This is a genomic window from Arthrobacter sp. BPSS-3, assembly GCF_044628475.1.
GTDB lineage: Bacteria > Actinomycetota > Actinomycetes > Actinomycetales > Micrococcaceae > Arthrobacter.
The window spans coordinates 44,008-60,748 of record NZ_JBIMMV010000003.1 but is presented as its reverse complement, the minus strand read 5'-3'; the positions used below and the strand labels follow the sequence as shown (position 1 = coordinate 60,748).

Genomic DNA, 16,741 nt, shown 5'->3' with positions numbered 1-16,741 from the left:
CGGGGTGGTCCTGTCCGTTACCGGCCGGGGCTACTTGCCGGGGGTCTTCTGGGCCGGCGCCGGGATGGAGCCGCCGTGCAGTTCGACGGCGGGCGCGGCCGCGGCGGCCTTGGCTGCGGCCTGTTCCGCCGCCTGCTTGGCTGCCGCGGCTGCGTCGGCCGCGGTCTTCGCGGCGGCGTCGGTGGCGGAAGCCGCGGCGGCGGTGCTGTCGGCCGGCTTGCGGTTGGCGAGCGGATCCTGGGCGGACGGCGCGGGGACGACGGCGACCTGGCCGGCGATGGCCGGGGCGGCGATCACGGCCGAGGGCGCGTCCGACTTCGCCGCGGGCTTGGCCTTTCCGGTGACCGAGAGCGTGGACAGGTCGATCTGGCCCTTGGCGGTGGAGGCCACCATGCCCAGCTCCGTGGCCTTGGCGGCCAGGTTCTGCGGGGCGTCGTAGTTCTGCACCTGCTGGGTGAGGTCCTGGTTCTGCTTGGTCAGCGTGTTCTGCTTCGCCCGCAGTTCCACCAGCTGGTACTGGGCGGAGGAGACGGAGATGTTCAGCACCAGCACGGCCATCAGGGCCAGGGCCAGCAGGCCGAAGCACATGACGACGAACGGTGCCCGGCGGCGGCGCGGAACGGACCGGACCACCGAGAGCGGGGTGCGGTTCTTCCGGGCCGGCTGCCCCGGCTGGAGCTCCGGCAGTGCTCGCGCGGTCGCAGCGGTGGACACGGGGTACGTGGTGGCGGCGGCAGCGCTCATGCGTCTCTCCTGGCTTTGATGCGTTCCACGGCGCGGAGCCTGGCGGAGGCTGCGCGTGGATTTTCGGCGATTTCGGCGGCGGTGGGCACCTCGGTGCCCTTCGTCAGGGTTTTCAGTTCCGGCTTGTGCTCCTCGAGCTCCACCGGGAAGCCCAGTGGCGCGGAGGACTTCGAGCCGGCCTGGAAGACGGACTTGACGATCTTGTCTTCCAGCGAGTGGTAGGACATCACGACGACCCGGCCGCCGAGGGCGATCGAGGCCACGGCGGCCGGGATGGCGCGCTCCAGCACGTCGAGTTCCTCGTTGACCTCGATGCGCAGGGCCTGGAAGGTCCGCTTGGCCGGGTGTCCGCCGGACTTGGCGGCGCCGGCGGGGACGACGGCGCGGATGGTGTCGACCAGCTGGGCGGTGGTGGTGAAGGGACGCTCGGCGCGGGCGGCGACGATCCGGTTGGCGATCCGGCCTGCGAACTTCTCCTCGCCCCACTTGCGGATGATCCGGACCAGGTCCTCTTCGCTGTAGGTATTGACGACGTCGGCCGCGGTGATCCCGCGGCTGGTGTCCATCCGCATGTCCAGCGGCGCGTCGAAGGAGTAGGCGAAGCCCCGGTCCCGTTCGTCCAGCTGCAGGGAGGAGACGCCCAGGTCCATCAGGATGCCGTGGACTTCGCTGAAGCCGAGGTCCTCGATCACCTCGGCGATTTCGTCGTAGACCGCGTGGACCAGGTCGGTGCGGTCGGCGAACGGGGCGAGCCGCTCCCCCGCCAGGGCGAGGGCTTCCTCGTCCCGGTCGATGCCGATCAGGTGCAGGTCCGGGAACCGCTGCAGCATCGCTTCCGAGTGGCCGCCCATCCCGAGCGTCGCGTCCACGACGACGGGCGTCTCGCCCCGGCGCCGGGCCGCGTCGAATCCCGGGGCCAACAAATTGATGCACCGGTCCTTGAGGACCGGTACATGGCGTTCGGACGTAGGCTTCGCCTGGTTTGAGTCGTCACTCATGCCTGCGTCCTTTCCTGGGTTGGCGGTACTGGAGGGGTGCTTCTTGGTCCAGATCCCCATCCGCGCCTATCCTGCGGTCCGCCTGGCTCCGGGGAAGTGAGCCAGGTGGGTGCGGGATGGGCGGCTGGAGATCTCGATCAAGAAGCGGTGGTGCGGCTGCGGCGCCGGGGGCTAGAGAATCCCCGGGATGGCGTCGTCGGTTTCCGAGAAGGCGGTTTCCTTCTCAGCCAGGTACTCGTTCCAGGCCTGGGCGTCCCAGATCTCCGCGCGGGTGCCGGCGCCGATGACGGCCAGCTCCCTGCCGAGTCCTGCGTACTCCCGGAGCGCCGGCGGAATCGTCACGCGCCCCTGCTTGTCAGGTACCTCGTCCGAGGCTCCAGAGAGGAAAACGCGGATATAGTCACGGGCCTGCTTGGAGGACAGTGGAGCCTCCCGCATCTGCTCGTGAACCCGGCCGAATTCCGCCTCACTGAAGACGTAGATGCAACGTTCCTGGCCCCTTGTGAGAACCAGCCCCCCGGCCAGTTCCTCGCGGAACTTTGCCGGCAGGATGATGCGGCCCTTCTCGTCCAGGCGTGGTGAATGAGTGCCGAGAAACACGGCCCACCACCCGTCTGGTCTTGGAAGTCCAACGTCCCCTGTGCTGCCACTACCCTCTTACGCGCTCCACATTACTCCACTTCACTCCCCCGTCAACGACATTCCGGCCTTTTGGCCACAATTTCGACACATTTTTTCTGGCGGTGTCCCGCGCCAACAAAGGGAAGGAGCCAAAGTGGGGCGCGGTGGAGGGCAAAAGGGGCCGGGTGGGGACCAAAAGGTGGGTTAAAAGGCGAAAGGCCCGCCGAAGCGGGCCTTTGTCGCGGAAACCGGGTGCCGGTGGTGTGAAGTGGAGGCGTTGCCGGTGGAGCGGAGTGGAGCAGGGTCTGTGGTCAGGCGTCCCCGCCGCGGTGCCGTTCTTCCCAACGTTCCTCGAGGTTGCTCATGAATGAGCTGCGGGGCTTGCCGGGTTTGCGGGGTGTACCTCCGGTCTTGGCCTTGACGCCGCCGTTGCGCATTGTGGCGTAGTAGACGCCGCCGCCCATCACCACGAAGCCGAGGACCCCGACGATGATGTTCTGCAGCGAGACGCCGAGCAACAGCAGGAGGACGCCGGCGAGGGTGCCGAGGATTCCGATCACCAGGTGCCGGGTGGACCAGGAGCGGACCGGGTCCGATCCCATGGAACTGGCAAACTTGGGATCGTCCTCGTGCAGCTGCTTCTCAAGTTGCTCAAGCAACTTCTGTTCGTGCTCCGAGAGCGGCATCACGACCTCCTTTAATCGGCCAACGTCCGGATCTGACGCGGCCCTGTCCTACCTGCCCAACGTCCGGAACTCCCCGTCGGTTCCCGTCGTCCGCCATCGGACGACTGGCACCCTCGAGGCCGTTCACGGCCGCTTCCCCTGACACAGCCGGCAGTCCGAACGTTCCATCCAGCCGTTCGAAATCTACGTATAAATAAGGATAGTTTGTCGGGGCCCGTTCTGAAAGACGCCGAAAGTCCTCCGGCAACGCCCCGCCCGGGTCTCCGCCGCGTGGTCAGTCCGTACCCGGGGACGGGTCCAGCAGGCGGGCCGGAAGGACCGAGCTGGCGCCGAATTTCCGGGTCACCTTATCCAGGGCCTGCTCGGCGGCGCGCCAGTTGTCGTCCCGCCGGTCAAGGCTCAACTGCAGCGGCGCCTGCGCGGCCTCCTCCAGCTGTTCGGCCCGGATGCCTATCAGGCGGACGGCCATGGGGCGGTCCCCGACCGAGTCAAGCAACTGCACCGCCACTCCGTAGAGCAGCTGGGCGCTGTCCAGCGGGGTGCTGACGGTCCGGCTGCGGGTAATGGTGGAGAAGTCGGCGTAGCGCAGCTTGAGCGCGACGGTCCGCGCATGCATGCCGGCGCTCCGGAGCCGTCCCGCGGTCCGGTGGGAGAGGCGCAGCAGCTCGCGGTGCAGCAGGGCCGCGTCGGTGGTGTCCACGGCGAATGTCTCCTCGGCGCCGATGCTCTTCTCCAGCCGGACCGGTGTGACCGGCCGCGGGTCGATGCCCCACGAGAGCCGGTGGACGTGTTCGCCGGTGGCGCCGAGGATTTTCCGCAGCGAGGGCAGCGGGGTGGCGGCAACATCGGCCACGGTGCGGATCCCCATTCGGGCCAGGACCTCGACCGTCTTGGCGCCCACGCCCCAAAGCGCGTTGACCGGCAGGGTGTGGAGATAGGGCACGGTCTCCTCCGGGGCGATCAGCAGCAGCCCGTCCGGCTTGCAGCGGGTGGAGGCAATCTTTGCCACGAACTTGCTGGCGGCGATGCCAACGGAGGCGGTGATGCCCAGCTCGGCCGAGACCCGGCGTCGGATCAAGGCGCCGATCTCCCGTGGCGGGCCCAGCCGGCGGATGGCGCCGCCGACGTCGAGGAACGCTTCGTCGACGCTGAGCGGTTCCACCAGGTCGGTGATCGAGCCGAAGATGGCCATGATCTGCCCGGACACTTCGTAGTAGAGCTTGTGGCGGGGTTCGATGATGACCGCGGCCGGGCACATCCGTGCGGCGAGGGCCATCGGCATGGCCGACTTGACGCCGAACTTGCGTGCTTCGTAGGAGGCGGAGAGGACGACGGACCGTTCCCCGGGGTAACCGACGATCACCGGCTTGCCCTTGAGTTCGGGCCGGGTCCGGAGCTCCACCGAGACGAAGAAGGCATCCATGTCCACGTGCAGGATGCTGCTGCCGCGCAGCTCACGCAGCGCTTCGGCGCTCAACGCCGTTCCGCCGGATGATCCGCTGCCCGTTCCGGCACTGCTGCCGCTCTCCTGCCCCACCGGATCAATCCTAGCCGCTGGGCCTGACTAAACTGGAGGCTGGATCCGGCATCAACACCAGGAGGAATGTCTTCGTGAAGGTAATTGGAGAGCGTACACGGGCCGTGGCCGCAGTCGCCGCGGCAGGGGCCCTGCTGGCCCTGACGGCCTGCACCTCCGGGGCGGGAACGCCGGCCGCATCCTCGCCGGCCGCTCCGGCACCCACCGCGACTGCCTCCGTCACCGCCTCCCCGAGCCCGTCCGCCACGCCGGGCACCTCCGCCACCGTGGGTGCCCTGGTGGCCGGCTTCCCGCAGCAGCTCCTGCCGCTGATGCCGAACGCCAAGGTGGAATCCAGCAGCTTCGACAAGACCGGCTCCCCCGCCACCGTCGCCCTGGTGGGCAAGGTATCTGCGCCGTCCTCCGACGTCGTCGCCTATTACACCCAGCAGCTGGAGGGCCAGGGGTTCAAGGCCGTCCCGGGCGAGAAGGTCGGCGCCGTGGCGTCCAAGGACTTCGTCCGGGGCGACAACGAGACCGTTAACCTCGCCGTCGTCGAGGCCTCCGGGGTGTCCACCTTCACCATCGGCGCCAACGTCGCCCCCGGGTCCGTCAAGTGAGCCTGGCCGAACAACTCCGGGACGAACAGGCCGCCTACGTCGCCGCCGTGGCCGGGAAGCTCACCGAGTTCCTGACCGGGCGGGCCGCGATCATGTCAACCATCTCGCCGGACATCGACCCCCTGATGGGGTCCATCTCCAACCTGGTCACCGGCGGCAAGCGGCTCCGCGCGCTGATGTGCTACTGGGGCTGGCGGGGCGCCGGCGGGGACGCCGCGGCCACCGAGGTGATCACCGCGGGCTCGGCGCTGGAGCTGTTCCAGGCGGCGGCGCTGATCCACGACGACATCATTGACCGCTCCGACACCCGGCGCGGCGGCCCCAGCGTGCACCGCCGCTTCAGCGAGCTGCACGGCGAGCAGGGCTGGGCCCTCGATCCCGAACGCTTCGGCCACGCCGCGGCCATCCTCACCGGCGACCTGTGCCTGTCCTTCAGCGAGGAATCCTTCACCGAGATCGGCAACCGCGCCGCCGCCGGCAGCCGGGCCCGGCTCATCTTCAACCTGATGCGCGCCGAGGTCATGGCGGGCCAGTACCTGGACATCCTCGAGGAGGTCGCCGGGCCGCGCCGCGACCGGGCCGGTGCCGTCAGCCGGGCGCAGTCCATCATCCGGTTCAAGTCCGCCAAGTACTCCACTGAGCATCCGCTGGCACTGGGCGGTGCGCTGGCCGGCGCCACCGATGCCCTGCTGCGCGGGTACTCGGCCTTCGCCCTGCCGCTCGGCGAGGCCTTCCAGCTGCGCGACGACGTCCTGGGCGTGTTCGGCGACCCGGTGACCACCGGCAAGCCCGCGGGCGATGACCTCCGCGAGGGCAAGCGCACCGTTCTGGTGGCCTTCGCCCTGGAGATGGCCACCCCGGAGGAGTCCGGGTTCATCGACGCCCGGCTGGGCAGTCCCGGCCTGGGGGACGACGACGTCGAGGAGATCCGCCGGATCATCGTCGAGTGCGGGGCCCTGCAGGCTACCGAGACGCTGATCGAGGAGTTCGGCCAGGCAGCCTTCGACGCGCTGGAGTCGCTGGAACTGGACGAGCTGCCGAAGACGGCCCTGCGCCGGCTCGCCGAGGCAGCCGTCAGCCGCGCGGCCTGACGCGCGTTAGCGGCAATAACAGCGACGACAGCCGCACCGGAAACAAAAGCGGCAACAAAAAAGCGAAGGCCGTGCCCCGGGCAGAGTGACTGCCCCGGGCACGGCCTTCGCCGTTGACGCTGAAAGTGGATCCGGAAACCTGCGGTCCGCTACCAGGCCATTGTCTGGGCGCGCCGGCGGATCTCGGTCTTGCGGCCCTCCCGGAGGGCGTCGATCGGACGGCCGCGCAGGGATTCGTCCGTGGTGAACAGCCAGGTAATCAATTCCTCATCCGAATAACCGGCGTCGGAGAGGACCACAATGGTGCCCTTGAGGCTTTCCACCGCGTGGCCGTCCTGGATAAATGCCGCGGGCACGGAGCGGATGCGGCGCTCTCCAACCCGGATCGCCGCCAGCGCACGCTCGTCCAGCAGCGCATGAACCTTGGTGATGGAGACATTCAGCAGCTCGGCAACATCGGGCAGGGGCAGCCATTCGCCTACAAGGCTTTCTACATTACTCACGCGTCAAGAGTGCCATGTCGGGACGTATTGCGCCTAGTCAGCCGCGTCCCGGACGGTAATTCACCCCGCTCCGCAGCACCCGTCCACGACACACCCACAAAACGGTTTTACGGAATGTCAAACAGTTCTTGTGCTATTTCCCAATTCATGAGAGATTCACATAGATCACATTTGTAACTGGGGTATCTAGAGTCACACTGGTAACACCAGTAACACCGGCCTGACCTGCAGCGTTCGCCGCTGAGAAGAGGATCTTTCCCATGACGACGTCCCGTGCGCCGAAGCCAACCCCTAGGCCCGGCCTCCCGCTGATCGCGGCCACGACGGCGGCCCTGCCCGCCGTCGTCCTGTCTTCGCTGGCGATCGCCCAGCCGGCCGCCGCGGAATCCCGGCCGCGCGCCATCCCGGCCACCTTGGCCGCCGCCATGAAGGCCCAGGCCGCCGGGCTCACCGCCCAGGCCCTGCCGTCCGCGATTATCCCGGCCGCCGCCGTCTCCACCACCATCCCGGCGGCATTCCAGCCGGCCCAGGCGCCCGCCCCGACCGAGTACACGATTTCCCGCGGCGATACCGTCAGCGCGATCGCCGGCAAATTCGGCCTGGACACCTACCAGGTCCTGAAGCTGAACAACATGCAGCCGAACACGATCATCTACCCGGGCCAGAAGATCAAGCTCAGCGGCAACGCCGTGGCCTCCCCCCAGCCCCCCGCCGCGCCGTCGGCCCCGGCCCCCGCTCCCGCCGGCGGCCAGTCCTACACCGTGAAGTCCGGCGACACCCTCAGCGCGATCGCCGCCCGCAGCGGCGTCCAGCTCTCCGATGTCCTGAACTGGAACGGGCTGAACATGCGCTCGATTATCTACCCGGGCCAGCAGATCAAGGTGGGTGGCGGCTCCGCCCCCGCCGCCCCGGCACCGGCGGCCCCCGCCCCGGTGGCGGCCCCCGCGCCGTCCGCACCCGCGCCGGCACCGGCCCCCGCCTCCGGCTCCTACACCGTGAAGTCCGGCGACACCCTCTCCGGTATCGCGGCTAAGAACGGCGTGAAGCTCGCCGACATCCTCTCGGCGAACCGGCTGACCATGAGCAGCATCATCTACCCGGGCAACAAGCTGGTCATCCCGGGTGCGGGTTCCTCCACCACGGTCACCCCGAGCTCCAGCACGCCGCCGGCCACGGTCACGCCGCTGGTCCCGAGCACCTTCCTCGGCTTCAGCTACCCGGAGGCCGTGGTCAGCTCCGCCAACGCGAACAAGGCGATCCTGAACGCCTCGCCGGTCCCCAGCACCGCGCAGATGAAGCAGATCGTCGCGGACACCGCGCGCCGGATGGGCGTCGACCCGTCCCTGGCCATGGCCTTTGCCTTCCAGGAGTCCAGCTTCAACCAGCGCTCGGTTTCCCCCGCCAATGCCATTGGCACCATGCAGGTCATCCCGTCCTCGGGACAGTGGGCCTCGGACCTGGTGGGCCGCAAGCTGAACCTGCTGGACCCGTACGACAACGCCACGGCCGGCGTCGCCATCATCCGCCAGCTCGTCCGCACCAGCAAGGACCTGGACACCGCGATCGCCGGTTACTACCAGGGCCAGTACTCGGTGAGCAAGAACGGCATGTACGACGACACCAAGGCGTACGTGGCCTCCATCAAGCGGCTGCAGCAGCAGTTCAGCTGACCCCGGCTTCGCGCGGGGCTGAGCCCTCCGTCGCGTAACGATACGGGCCCGGATTGCATGTCAATCCGGGCCCGTTTCTGTGCAGAACGTAGGATCGAATGGTGCAGGACTACACTTCGGATGCTCTCGTCGGGACCCTCGTGGACAACCGGTACCTGGTTCGTTCCAAGCTGGCCAGGGGCGGCATGTCCACCGTCTACCTCGCCACGGACCGCCGCCTGGAGCGGGACGTGGCGCTCAAGGTCCTGCACCCGCACATGGCCGGCGACCCGCATGTCCTGGACCGCCTGGGCCGGGAGGCGAAGGCGGCGGCCCGGCTCTCCCACCCGCACGTGGTGGGCATGCTGGACCAGGGCGAGGACGGCCCGTTGGCCTACCTGGTTATGGAGTACATCAAGGGCCACACGCTCCGGGACATGCTCAAGGAACGCGGTGCCCTGACGCCGAGGCTGGCCCTGGCCTACATTGACCCCGTGGTTGAGGGCCTCGCCGCCGCGCACGCCGCCGGGCTGATCCACCGGGACGTGAAGCCGGAGAACGTCCTGATCGCTGACGACGGCCGGATCAAGATCGGCGACTTCGGCCTCGCGCGGGCCATTACGACGTCGACCAGCACCGGGGCGCTGATTGGCACGGTGGCGTACCTCTCCCCCGAGCTGGTGATGGGCCGGCAGGCTGATGCCCGCAGCGACATTTACTCCCTGGGCATCATGCTCTACGAGATGCTCACCGGCCGCCAGCCGTTCGACGGCGAGGTTCCCATCCAGGTGGCCTACCAGCATGTGAACTCCAGTGTGGGCGCGCCCTCGCTCCTGGTGCCGGGACTGGCCGGGCAAATCGATGAGCTGGTGCAGTGGTGCACCGCCAACGACCCCGACAAGCGCCCGGTGGACGGGCAGGCCCTGCTCTCCGAGCTGCGCCACATCCGGACCAACCTCAGCGACGCCGAACTCGACCTGCAACCGCCCGCCGCCCGTCCGCTCTCCCCCGCGCTGCCCGCTGCCGCGGCCGGAGCTGCTGGTACGGCCGCCGGTGCCGCTGGTACGGCCGCCGGTGCCGCTGCGGGCGCTGCTGCCGGCGACGGCGGGGCGCACACCGAGTTCCTCGGCGCCCTTCCGCAGCCCACCGAGGTGATCGGCCGCGGCGGCAGCAACCCCACCACCGTGATCCCGGGAACGTCCCGTCCGCCGGCCCGGGGAGCCGCCGCCGGCGGCTTCGGCCCGCTGACCGCCCCCGGCGACTCCGACGACGGCGACTCGCCCTACGGCGACTCCGGCGACAGCGGTTTCGGGGCGGAGGCCTGGGCCGGTGACGCCGCCGCGCCGCCGGCCAGCAAGCGCGCCCAGCGCAAGCTGGACCGGGACGAGGAGAAGGCCCGGCAGCGCGCCGCCGCCACGCCCAGCCGCACCCTGCGGCCCGGCAACCCCCGCCGCCGCGGCCTGGTCTGGATCGTGGTGGTGGTGCTGGTGGCGGTGCTCGCCGCCGGAGCCGGGTGGTTTTTCGGGATGGGTCCCGGCTCGCCCGGCACCGTGCCGCAGGTGGGCAACAAGACCGTCGCCGAGGCCCAGGCCCTGCTGCGGACGGCCGGTTTCAACTCGACCACCCGGGACGTCTACGACGACAGCGTCTCCCCCGGCCTGGTGGTCGGCTCGGAACCCCCGGCCGGCAAGGTCATCCGCAAGTTCGAACCGGTCTCCCTGGCCGTCTCCAAGGGCCCGGAGCTCTTCCCGCTGCCCGGGCTGACCGGCAAGTCCCTGGACGAGGCGAAGACGGCGCTCAACGGCGCCGGCATGGCGCTGGGCCCGGTCACCCAAACGTTCGACGAGTCCGCCCCGGCCGGTGCCGTGCTGGCTCAGGACCCGGCCGGGGGCACGCCCGCCAAGCACGGCACCCCGGTGGGCCTGACTGTCTCCAAGGGACCGCAGCCCATCCCGGTCCCGGATGTGCGCGGCAAGGACCAGGACGCCGCCGCCAAGGCCCTGCAAGCCGCCGGGCTGCAACCCGTCGTCGCACCCGAACCCGTCTTCGACCGCTCGGTGCCCAAGGGCGCCGTCGTCAGCCAGGACCCCGCCGGCGGCGCCACCCTCACCCGCGGCGGCTCCGTCACCCTGACCATCTCCAAGGGGCCGCGGATGGTGGACGTGCCCAGCTTCGTGGGCAAGCAGGCCAAGGAGGCCCGCGACGCGCTGGAGAAACTCGGCTTCAAGGTGCAGGTGGAGAACATCCTGGGCGGGTTCTTCGGCACCGTCCGGGCCCAGGACCCGGTCAACCGGAGCGCCCCGGAGGGATCCACCATCACCCTGACCGTGGTCTAGCCGGCCCGGCCAGGCCCGCCCAAGGGGACTTAGGCGCAAGGACCCCCGGTCGCCGAGCGGCGGCCGGGGGCCCTGTGTTAAAGCTGGGCGGGGTCCTAGCGCTTGGCGAGGGATCCGGCCACGAGGAACGCCATCTCGAGGGATTGCATGTGGTTCAGGCGCGGGTCGCAGACCGACTCGTAGCGGTCCAGGAAGGCGTCCTGGTCGATCGGGTCCGCGCCGCCCAGGCACTCGGCCACGTCGTCGCCGGTCATTTCCACGTGCAGGCCGCCCGGCACGGTGCCGAGGCCGTGGTGGACCTCGAAGAAGCCGCGCACCTCGTCGATGACGTCGTCGAAGTTGCGGGTCTTGTAGCCGTTCGGGGAGGTGACGGTGTTGCCGTGCATCGGGTCCGTGACCCACAGGACCTGCGCGCCGGACGCGGTGACCCGCTCCACGATGGGCGGCAGCTTCTCGCGGATGTTGCCGGCGCCCATGCGGGTGATGAAGGTCAGGCGGCCCGGTTCGCGGTTCGGGTCCAGCTTGTCGATCAGCCGCAGCGCGTCGTCACCCGTGGTGGTGGGGCCGAGCTTCACGCCGATGGGGTTGCGGACCCGGGAGAGGAAGTCCACGTGGGCGTGGTCCAGCTCGCGGGTGCGCTCCCCGATCCAAAGGAAGTGCGCGGAGGTGTCATACGGCAGGCCGGTGCGGGAGTCGATGCGGGTCAGGGCCCGTTCGTAGTCCAGCAGCAGCGCCTCGTGGCTGGCGTAGAACTCCACGCGCTTGAGCGCCTCGAAGTCGGCGCCGCAGGAGGACATGAACTTGATGGCCCGGTCGATGTCGCGGGCGAGCGATTCGTAGCGGGCGTGCGCCGGGTTCTCGGTGAAGCCCTTGTTCCACTGGTGCACCAGGCGGAGGTCCGCGAAACCGCCCTGGGTGAAAGCCCGGATCAGGTTCAGGGTCGACGCCGAGGTGTGGTACGCCTTCAGCATCCGGCCGGCGTCGTGGGCGCGGGACTCGGGGGTGAAGTCGTAGCCGTTGACGATGTCGCCGCGGTACGCCGGGAGGGTCACACCGTCGCGGGTCTCGTCGTTGGAGGACCGCGGTTTGGCGAACTGCCCCGCCATCCGGCCCATCTTGATCACGGGCATGGCTGCGCCGTAGGTAAGCACGACGGCCATCTGCAGGATGGTCCGGACCCGGGCGCTGATCTTGTCCGCGGTGGCGGCCTCGAAGGTTTCGGCGCAGTCACCGCCCTGGAGCAGGAACGCCTCGCCCCGGGCCGCGGCGGCGAGCCGTTCCCGGAGGATGTCCACCTCGCCGGCGAACACCAGCGGCGGCAGCACGGAGAGTTCCTTGACCGAGGCCTCGAAGACGGCGGGGTCGGACCAGGTGGGCTGCTGGGAGGCCGGGAGCTTCCGCCAGTCGTCCAGCCCGGGATAGTTGGCCGCCCCGCTCTGGGAGATGCCGGCGAAGGCGCCGGCAGCGAACGCGGGGGCCACGGGGGCGCCCGGCATCGGGGAGGAGGTGAGGGGGGACGTGGAGGGTGCGGATAGCTCAGTCACCCTCCTAGGATAGTTCGCCGGGAGCCGTTCAACGGCGCCGGGGCGTCAAAGTCCGGGCCCCTCCCGTCACACTGTTCCCGGCGCCTCCGGGCCCGGGCCGGGCTCCTGCGTGGGTGCCTCGGTGGCCTTGCCGGCGAGCCGGAGCTTGACGACGGCGGCGTACTCGTCCACGTACTCCTGCCCGGAGAGCCGCATCAGCTCGTACATGATCTCGTCCGTCACGGAGCGCTGGATGAGCCGGTCGTCCTCCATGCCGTAGTAGCGGCTGAAATCCATCGGCTCGCCGAAGATCATGCCGATCCGGCGGATGTTGGGGACCCGCTTGCCGATCGGCTGGACCTTGTCCGTGCCGATCATCGCCACCGGGATCACCGGGACCCGGGCCTGCAGCGCCAGCCGGGCCACGCCCACCTTGCCGCGGTACAGCCGCGCGTCGGGGCTGCGCGTGCCCTCGGGGTAGATGCCCAGCAGCGAGCCGTCCTTCAGCACGTCCATGCCGGCGTTCAGCGACTGGGCGGAGGCCGCTCCCCCGGACCGGTCCATCGGCAGCTGGTTGGTCAGGCGGAAGAAAGCGGCCGTGAGCTTGCCCTTGACGCCCTTGCCGGTGAAGTACTCGGACTTGGCCAGGAACACCACCGGCCGGGGCACCATCAGGGGCATGAAGATGGAATCGGAGAAGGAGAGGTGGTTGGAGGCGAGGATCGCGGCGCCGCTGGCGGGAACGTTGTCCAGGCCCTTGACCCACGGCCGGAAGAGCGTCTTGAGGACCGGTCCGAGGACGAACGTCTTCATGAACCAATAAAACACGTGGTGTACCTCTCCGGCAGGCGTCTGGCCGGCCCTTCTTCGGGTCCGGCCAGGACTTCAATGACACCCTACTCTAGTGAGTTTTGTCCCGAACAGTGACACGATGGGCTCATGAGCGACAGCAGTACCTCCTCCCGGCCTGCCGCTTTCTCCTACCCCGGCCACGGCGCGAACGCGCGCACCGGCGTTGCCATCTGCCACGGCTTCACCGGCAGCCCGCTGAGCGTGCTGCCGTGGGCCGAACACCTTGCCGCCGCTGGCTACGCGGTGAGCGTTCCCCTGCTTCCCGGACACGGCACGAACTGGCGGGATCTCGCGCGCCGGAGCTGGCTGGACTGGTACGGCGCTTTCGAGGACGCCTACCGGGAACTGGCCGCCACCACCGGTACCTGCTTCGTCGCGGGCCTGTCCATGGGCGGAACCATCGCGCTCCGCACCGCCGCCCGGAACCCGGTGGCCGGCGTCGCCGTCGTCAACCCGGGGCTGAGCTTCTACGACCGGCGCGTCCGCTACGTCGGCGTCCTTAAATACCTGCAGCGCACCACCGTTCCGCTGCAGGAGGCGGAGTCGACGGCGGCCGCCACCGACGACGGCGACTACTCGCTCACGCCGCTGCAGGCCATACACCAGTTGCGCAAGCTCTTCTCGACCACGCTCCGGGAACTGCCCGCGGTCACGGCGCCGGCCCTGGTGTTCAAGTCGGACACCGACGCCGTGGTGCCGGCCTCCTCGCTGGCCCTGCTCGAGCGCCGGCTGGGCCCGTCCGCGCCCGAGGTCGTGCGGCTGCCGGACAGCGGCCACGTGGCGACCCTCGATGTTGATGCGCCGTTAATCTTCGAACGCTCGCTACGCTTCTTCCAGGGCCACACCCCAGCCCCCTCAGGAACCCCGGAGCAGCCATGACGCCAGCGCCCGACCACTCGCCGTTCAGCCACCCCTTCAGCGGGGAGGGCCCGAGCGTCGGCGTGGTGGTGTCCCACGGCTTCACCGGCAGCCCGCACGGTGTCCGGGCGTGGGCGGAGTCCCTCGCGCGGGAAGGCTGCGCGGTGCGGATGCCGCTGCTGCCGGGCCACGGCACCAGCTGGCAGGAGCTGGCCCGGACGCGCTGGCAGGAATGGCACGCCGGCCTGGAGGCCGCCTACCTGGAGCTGGCGGAAGAATGCGAGCACGTGGTGGTGGCCGGACTCTCGATGGGCGGGGCGCTGGCGTTGCGGCTGGCCGCCACCCACCCGGTGGTGGGCGCCGTGCTGGTCAACCCGGGCCTGGTGATCGACGATCCCCGCGCCCCGCTGGCCGGGTTCCTGCGCTTCGTCCTCAAGAGCACACCGGCGATCGCCGGGGACATCCTCAAGGAGGGCGTCGACGAGGGCGCCTACGCCCGCACCCCGGTGGCGGCCGCCTACGAGTTGAACAAGATGTTCAAGGACACGGTGCGGCTGCTCCCCCGCGTCACCGCCCCGGTGCGGGTCTACCGCTCCACGGTGGACCACGTGGTCTCGGAGGCCAGCATGACGGCGCTGCGCCGCGGACTGGTCAACGCCCCGCTGGAGGTGGTGCCGCTGAGGAACAGCTACCACGTGGCTACCATGGACAACGACGCGCCGCAGATCTTCAGCGGCACGGCCGAATTCATCCGCTCGATCGTGGCAGCCCACGAACCGGGCGCCAGCAGCAGCCAAGGAAGAAACGGCAGATGACGCATTCCGATCCCAAGTCCCCGGACCCGGATTCCGGCGCGAACCAGGACGACGCCGTCTGGCTGGACCTCGTGGCGCGGCTGGAGCAGACCGACTCGGGCCTGACCCCGGAACCCGCCGCAGGCGGGGAAAAGACGGGCGGAGAAGAGACAGCCGGGGGAAAAACTGGCGGGGACGGGACCGGCGGTCAAAAGACGGACGGAGACGGAGCCGGCAAGGGCGGAGCCGGCACCGGAGCCGCCGGGGATCCTGCCGGGCCGCGGCGCTTTAGCGACTTCGACCCGCTGGGCCTGGCCGCGCCGGGACCCGGATCAGCCCCGGGGTCTGCCCCCGCACCGCGCGGCGCCGCGGGCAGCGGGCCGCGGGACTACGAGGCCGACGACGACGGGGACGGCGAGTTCGTGCCGGAGGAACCTCCGAAGCTCTCGGACACGGACCCGCTGACCATGCTGGCGTGGATCGGCGCGGTGGGCGGTCCGATCGCCCTGCTGCTCTCGGTGATGTTCTGGCGCTCGGCCCCGCTGCTGGCGATCATCGGCATGGTGGCCGCGTTCGCGGTGTCCGTGGTCTACCTGATCACCAAGCTTCCGCACGAAAAAGACGAGTACGACGACGGCGCCCGGGTCTGACGTGGCCCGGAGCGGTACCGCTAGCTCCGCATCCGGCTGCTGACCCGGGACAGGTCGGCGGCGCCGATCAGGCCCGCGTTGGGGCCGAGCGCCGCGAGCTCGATCCGGGCCGCCGGGCGGAAGCCCCGCCCGGTGAGGTTGCGGGCGAAAGCCGTGCGGGCCGGGCCGACGAGCAGCTCGCCGGCATCGCAGAGCCCGCCGCCGATCACGAAGGTTCCCGGGTCCAGGGCGGCGGCCAGGTTGGCCAGGCCCAGGCCAAGCCACTCGCCCACATCCTCGAGCAGTTCACGGGCGGTGGGGTCCCCGGCCTTGGCCAGTTCGGTCACGGTGACGCCGGTGATGTCGCCGACGCGGCCGCCGACGGCCTTGAGCAGTTCCTGCGCCATCGGGGAGTTGGCGGCGGCAAGTTCACGCGCCTCGCGGCCCAGGGCATTCCCGGAGGCGTACTGTTCCCAGCAACCCCGGTTTCCGCATTCGCAGCGGTGGCCGCCGGGCTGGATGATCTGGTGGCCGAATTCGCCGGCGACGCCGAAGCGTCCGCGTTCCAGCCGGCCGTCCATCACCATCGCCCCGCCGATGCCGGTGCCCAGGGTGATGCAGACCAGCCGGTCCTCCCCGCGGCCGGCGCCGAAGCGCCACTCGGCCCAGCCGGCGGCGTCGGCGTCGTTGGTCAGCAGCACGGGCCGGCGCAGCAGCCGCTGCAGGTTCTCCCGCAGCGGCTCGTTCCGCCAGGCGAGGTGGGGGCTGAAGAGTACGGTGGCGCCGTCGAGGTCCATCCAGCCGGCGGCGCCGATGCCCACGGACCAGATCCGGTGCCCCTGGCCCAGTTCCTCGACCAGCTCCACGATGACCTGCTCCACGGCGCGGGGGTCGTTGCCGGGGGTGGACCGCCGGGCCTGCTTGAGGATCCTGCCCTCGGCGTCGACCACGCCCGCCGCCACCTTGGTGCCGCCGATGTCGATGCCGATCGCCAGGCCCTTGCGGCCCAGCCGGAGGTGTTCGCGGAAGCGGCCTGCCGGCTCGGCGCCGGGGCGGCGGGTGGTCCGGTGCCGCCACATGGGGCTCCGGCGGGACGGGGCCGGCTGCGGGCCCGGAAGTGGAGTGTGCATCGCTCCTCATTCTAGGGCCCGCCGCCCGCCCGTCCCGGGGCGGCGCGGCCCGCTGCGCGGCCCGCCGGGTGGCATTGGGCCCCCGCCGGCCGTAAAGTTACTGGCCAGTAGGTGAAGTGCGCCACACCCGTACCAAGGCCGCGTACTAGTCTTAGTCGTACCCCTCGGGGGTTTACGGATATCAAAGGAGC

The 16,741-nt window shown here is 70.0% G+C and carries 16 protein-coding genes; 7 read left to right on the top strand and 9 right to left on the bottom strand.

Annotation, left to right across the window (positions count from 1 at the left end; genetic code table 11):
• Positions 1-30: 30 nt before the first annotated feature.
• The 5 genes from ACFVY3_RS06090 to dinB all read right to left on the bottom strand — a co-directional run bounded on the left by ACFVY3_RS06090 (position 31) and on the right by dinB (position 4,526).
• On the bottom strand, positions 31-744 hold the full coding sequence (locus tag ACFVY3_RS06090) for a hypothetical protein (protein ID WP_364137857.1): 714 nt from the start codon (positions 742-744) through the stop codon (positions 31-33).
• Complete coding sequence (gene rsmH, locus ACFVY3_RS06085; protein ID WP_377973007.1) at positions 741-1,742, bottom strand: 16S rRNA (cytosine(1402)-N(4))-methyltransferase RsmH; 1,002 nt, start codon at positions 1,740-1,742, stop codon at positions 741-743. The genes ACFVY3_RS06090 and rsmH overlap by 4 nt, the downstream gene beginning before the upstream one ends.
• Before the next feature lie 171 nt (positions 1,743-1,913).
• Complete coding sequence (gene mraZ / locus ACFVY3_RS06080; protein WP_290258194.1) at positions 1,914-2,342, bottom strand: division/cell wall cluster transcriptional repressor MraZ; 429 nt, start codon at positions 2,340-2,342, stop codon at positions 1,914-1,916.
• Positions 2,343-2,674: 332 nt separating this feature from the next.
• Complete coding sequence (locus ACFVY3_RS06075) at positions 2,675-3,049, bottom strand: DUF3040 domain-containing protein (protein ID WP_400159102.1); 375 nt, start codon at positions 3,047-3,049, stop codon at positions 2,675-2,677.
• A gap of 274 nt (positions 3,050-3,323) precedes the next feature.
• Positions 3,324-4,526 (bottom strand): DNA polymerase IV, encoded by a 1,203-nt coding sequence (gene dinB, locus ACFVY3_RS06070; RefSeq protein ID WP_400159283.1) that lies wholly within the window; start codon positions 4,524-4,526, stop codon positions 3,324-3,326.
• A 134-nt stretch (positions 4,527-4,660) separates the two neighbouring features.
• Here dinB and ACFVY3_RS06065 point away from each other — a divergent pair, with 134 nt between their 5' ends.
• Both ACFVY3_RS06065 and ACFVY3_RS06060 read left to right on the top strand, forming a co-directional pair.
• Positions 4,661-5,185 carry a hypothetical protein gene (locus ACFVY3_RS06065; RefSeq protein ID WP_400159101.1) on the top strand — a complete coding sequence of 175 codons (525 nt, stop codon included), beginning with the start codon at positions 4,661-4,663 and terminating at the stop codon, positions 5,183-5,185.
• Entirely contained in the window at positions 5,182-6,276 is a 1,095-nt protein-coding gene (locus ACFVY3_RS06060; protein WP_400159100.1) for a polyprenyl synthetase family protein, read from the top strand. The genes ACFVY3_RS06065 and ACFVY3_RS06060 overlap by 4 nt, the downstream gene beginning before the upstream one ends.
• A gap of 149 nt (positions 6,277-6,425) precedes the next feature.
• Here the strand turns inward: ACFVY3_RS06060 and ACFVY3_RS06055 are convergent, their stop codons facing one another.
• Positions 6,426-6,779: an Rv2175c family DNA-binding protein gene (locus tag ACFVY3_RS06055; RefSeq protein WP_400159099.1), complete on the bottom strand. Its 354-nt coding sequence runs from the start codon at positions 6,777-6,779 to the stop codon at positions 6,426-6,428.
• A gap of 260 nt (positions 6,780-7,039) precedes the next feature.
• Here ACFVY3_RS06055 and ACFVY3_RS06050 point away from each other — a divergent pair, with 260 nt between their 5' ends.
• A complete protein-coding gene (locus tag ACFVY3_RS06050; RefSeq protein WP_400159098.1) occupies positions 7,040-8,449 on the top strand; it encodes a LysM peptidoglycan-binding domain-containing protein in 1,410 nt (469 codons plus the stop codon).
• 98 nt (positions 8,450-8,547) lie between these two features.
• Entirely contained in the window at positions 8,548-10,764 is a 2,217-nt protein-coding gene (locus ACFVY3_RS06045) for a PASTA domain-containing protein (RefSeq protein WP_400159097.1), read from the top strand.
• Positions 10,765-10,859: 95 nt separating this feature from the next.
• Here ACFVY3_RS06045 and ACFVY3_RS06040 read toward each other — a convergent pair whose 3' ends face one another.
• Both ACFVY3_RS06040 and ACFVY3_RS06035 read right to left on the bottom strand, forming a co-directional pair.
• The gene (locus ACFVY3_RS06040) at positions 10,860-12,260 is read right to left on the bottom strand and encodes a class II 3-deoxy-7-phosphoheptulonate synthase (RefSeq protein ID WP_377973040.1); all 1,401 of its coding nucleotides are present in this window, start codon (positions 12,258-12,260) and stop codon (positions 10,860-10,862) included.
• A 114-nt stretch (positions 12,261-12,374) separates the two neighbouring features.
• On the bottom strand, positions 12,375-13,115 hold the full coding sequence (locus tag ACFVY3_RS06035; protein WP_400159096.1) for a lysophospholipid acyltransferase family protein: 741 nt from the start codon (positions 13,113-13,115) through the stop codon (positions 12,375-12,377).
• A 111-nt stretch (positions 13,116-13,226) separates the two neighbouring features.
• On the opposite strand from ACFVY3_RS06035, the gene ACFVY3_RS06030 reads away from it, so the two are divergent.
• From ACFVY3_RS06030 to ACFVY3_RS06020, 3 genes are read left to right on the top strand one after another with little or no spacing between them, the layout of a single operon-like run.
• Entirely contained in the window at positions 13,227-14,018 is a 792-nt protein-coding gene (locus ACFVY3_RS06030) for an alpha/beta hydrolase (RefSeq protein ID WP_400159095.1), read from the top strand.
• Entirely contained in the window at positions 14,015-14,812 is a 798-nt protein-coding gene (locus tag ACFVY3_RS06025; RefSeq protein WP_400159094.1) for an alpha/beta hydrolase, read from the top strand. The genes ACFVY3_RS06030 and ACFVY3_RS06025 overlap by 4 nt, the downstream gene beginning before the upstream one ends.
• On the top strand, positions 14,809-15,441 hold the full coding sequence (locus ACFVY3_RS06020) for a hypothetical protein (protein ID WP_400159093.1): 633 nt from the start codon (positions 14,809-14,811) through the stop codon (positions 15,439-15,441). Before ACFVY3_RS06025 ends, ACFVY3_RS06020 begins: the two co-directional genes overlap by 4 nt.
• A gap of 20 nt (positions 15,442-15,461) precedes the next feature.
• Here the strand turns inward: ACFVY3_RS06020 and ACFVY3_RS06015 are convergent, their stop codons facing one another.
• Positions 15,462-16,550 carry an ROK family glucokinase gene (locus ACFVY3_RS06015; RefSeq protein WP_364137875.1) on the bottom strand — a complete coding sequence of 363 codons (1,089 nt, stop codon included), beginning with the start codon at positions 16,548-16,550 and terminating at the stop codon, positions 15,462-15,464.
• Between the last annotated feature and the right edge of the window lie 191 nt (positions 16,551-16,741).

Coding starts and splice junctions, on each gene's coding strand:
- ACFVY3_RS06090 (WP_364137857.1), bottom strand. CDS start 744: ATGAGCGCTGCCGCCGCCACCACGTACCCCGTGTCCACCGCTGCGACC.
- rsmH (WP_377973007.1), bottom strand. CDS start 1,742: ATGAGTGACGACTCAAACCAGGCGAAGCCTACGTCCGAACGCCATGTA.
- ACFVY3_RS06075 (WP_400159102.1), bottom strand. CDS start 3,049: ATGCCGCTCTCGGAGCACGAACAGAAGTTGCTTGAGCAACTTGAGAAG.
- ACFVY3_RS06050 (WP_400159098.1), top strand. CDS start 7,040: ATGACGACGTCCCGTGCGCCGAAGCCAACCCCTAGGCCCGGCCTCCCG.
- ACFVY3_RS06045 (WP_400159097.1), top strand. CDS start 8,548: ATGGTGCAGGACTACACTTCGGATGCTCTCGTCGGGACCCTCGTGGAC.
- ACFVY3_RS06040 (WP_377973040.1), bottom strand. CDS start 12,260: ATGCCGGGCGCCCCCGTGGCCCCCGCGTTCGCTGCCGGCGCCTTCGCC.
- ACFVY3_RS06030 (WP_400159095.1), top strand. CDS start 13,227: ATGAGCGACAGCAGTACCTCCTCCCGGCCTGCCGCTTTCTCCTACCCC.
- ACFVY3_RS06025 (WP_400159094.1), top strand. CDS start 14,015: ATGACGCCAGCGCCCGACCACTCGCCGTTCAGCCACCCCTTCAGCGGG.
- ACFVY3_RS06020 (WP_400159093.1), top strand. CDS start 14,809: ATGACGCATTCCGATCCCAAGTCCCCGGACCCGGATTCCGGCGCGAAC.
- ACFVY3_RS06015 (WP_364137875.1), bottom strand. CDS start 16,550: ATGCACACTCCACTTCCGGGCCCGCAGCCGGCCCCGTCCCGCCGGAGC.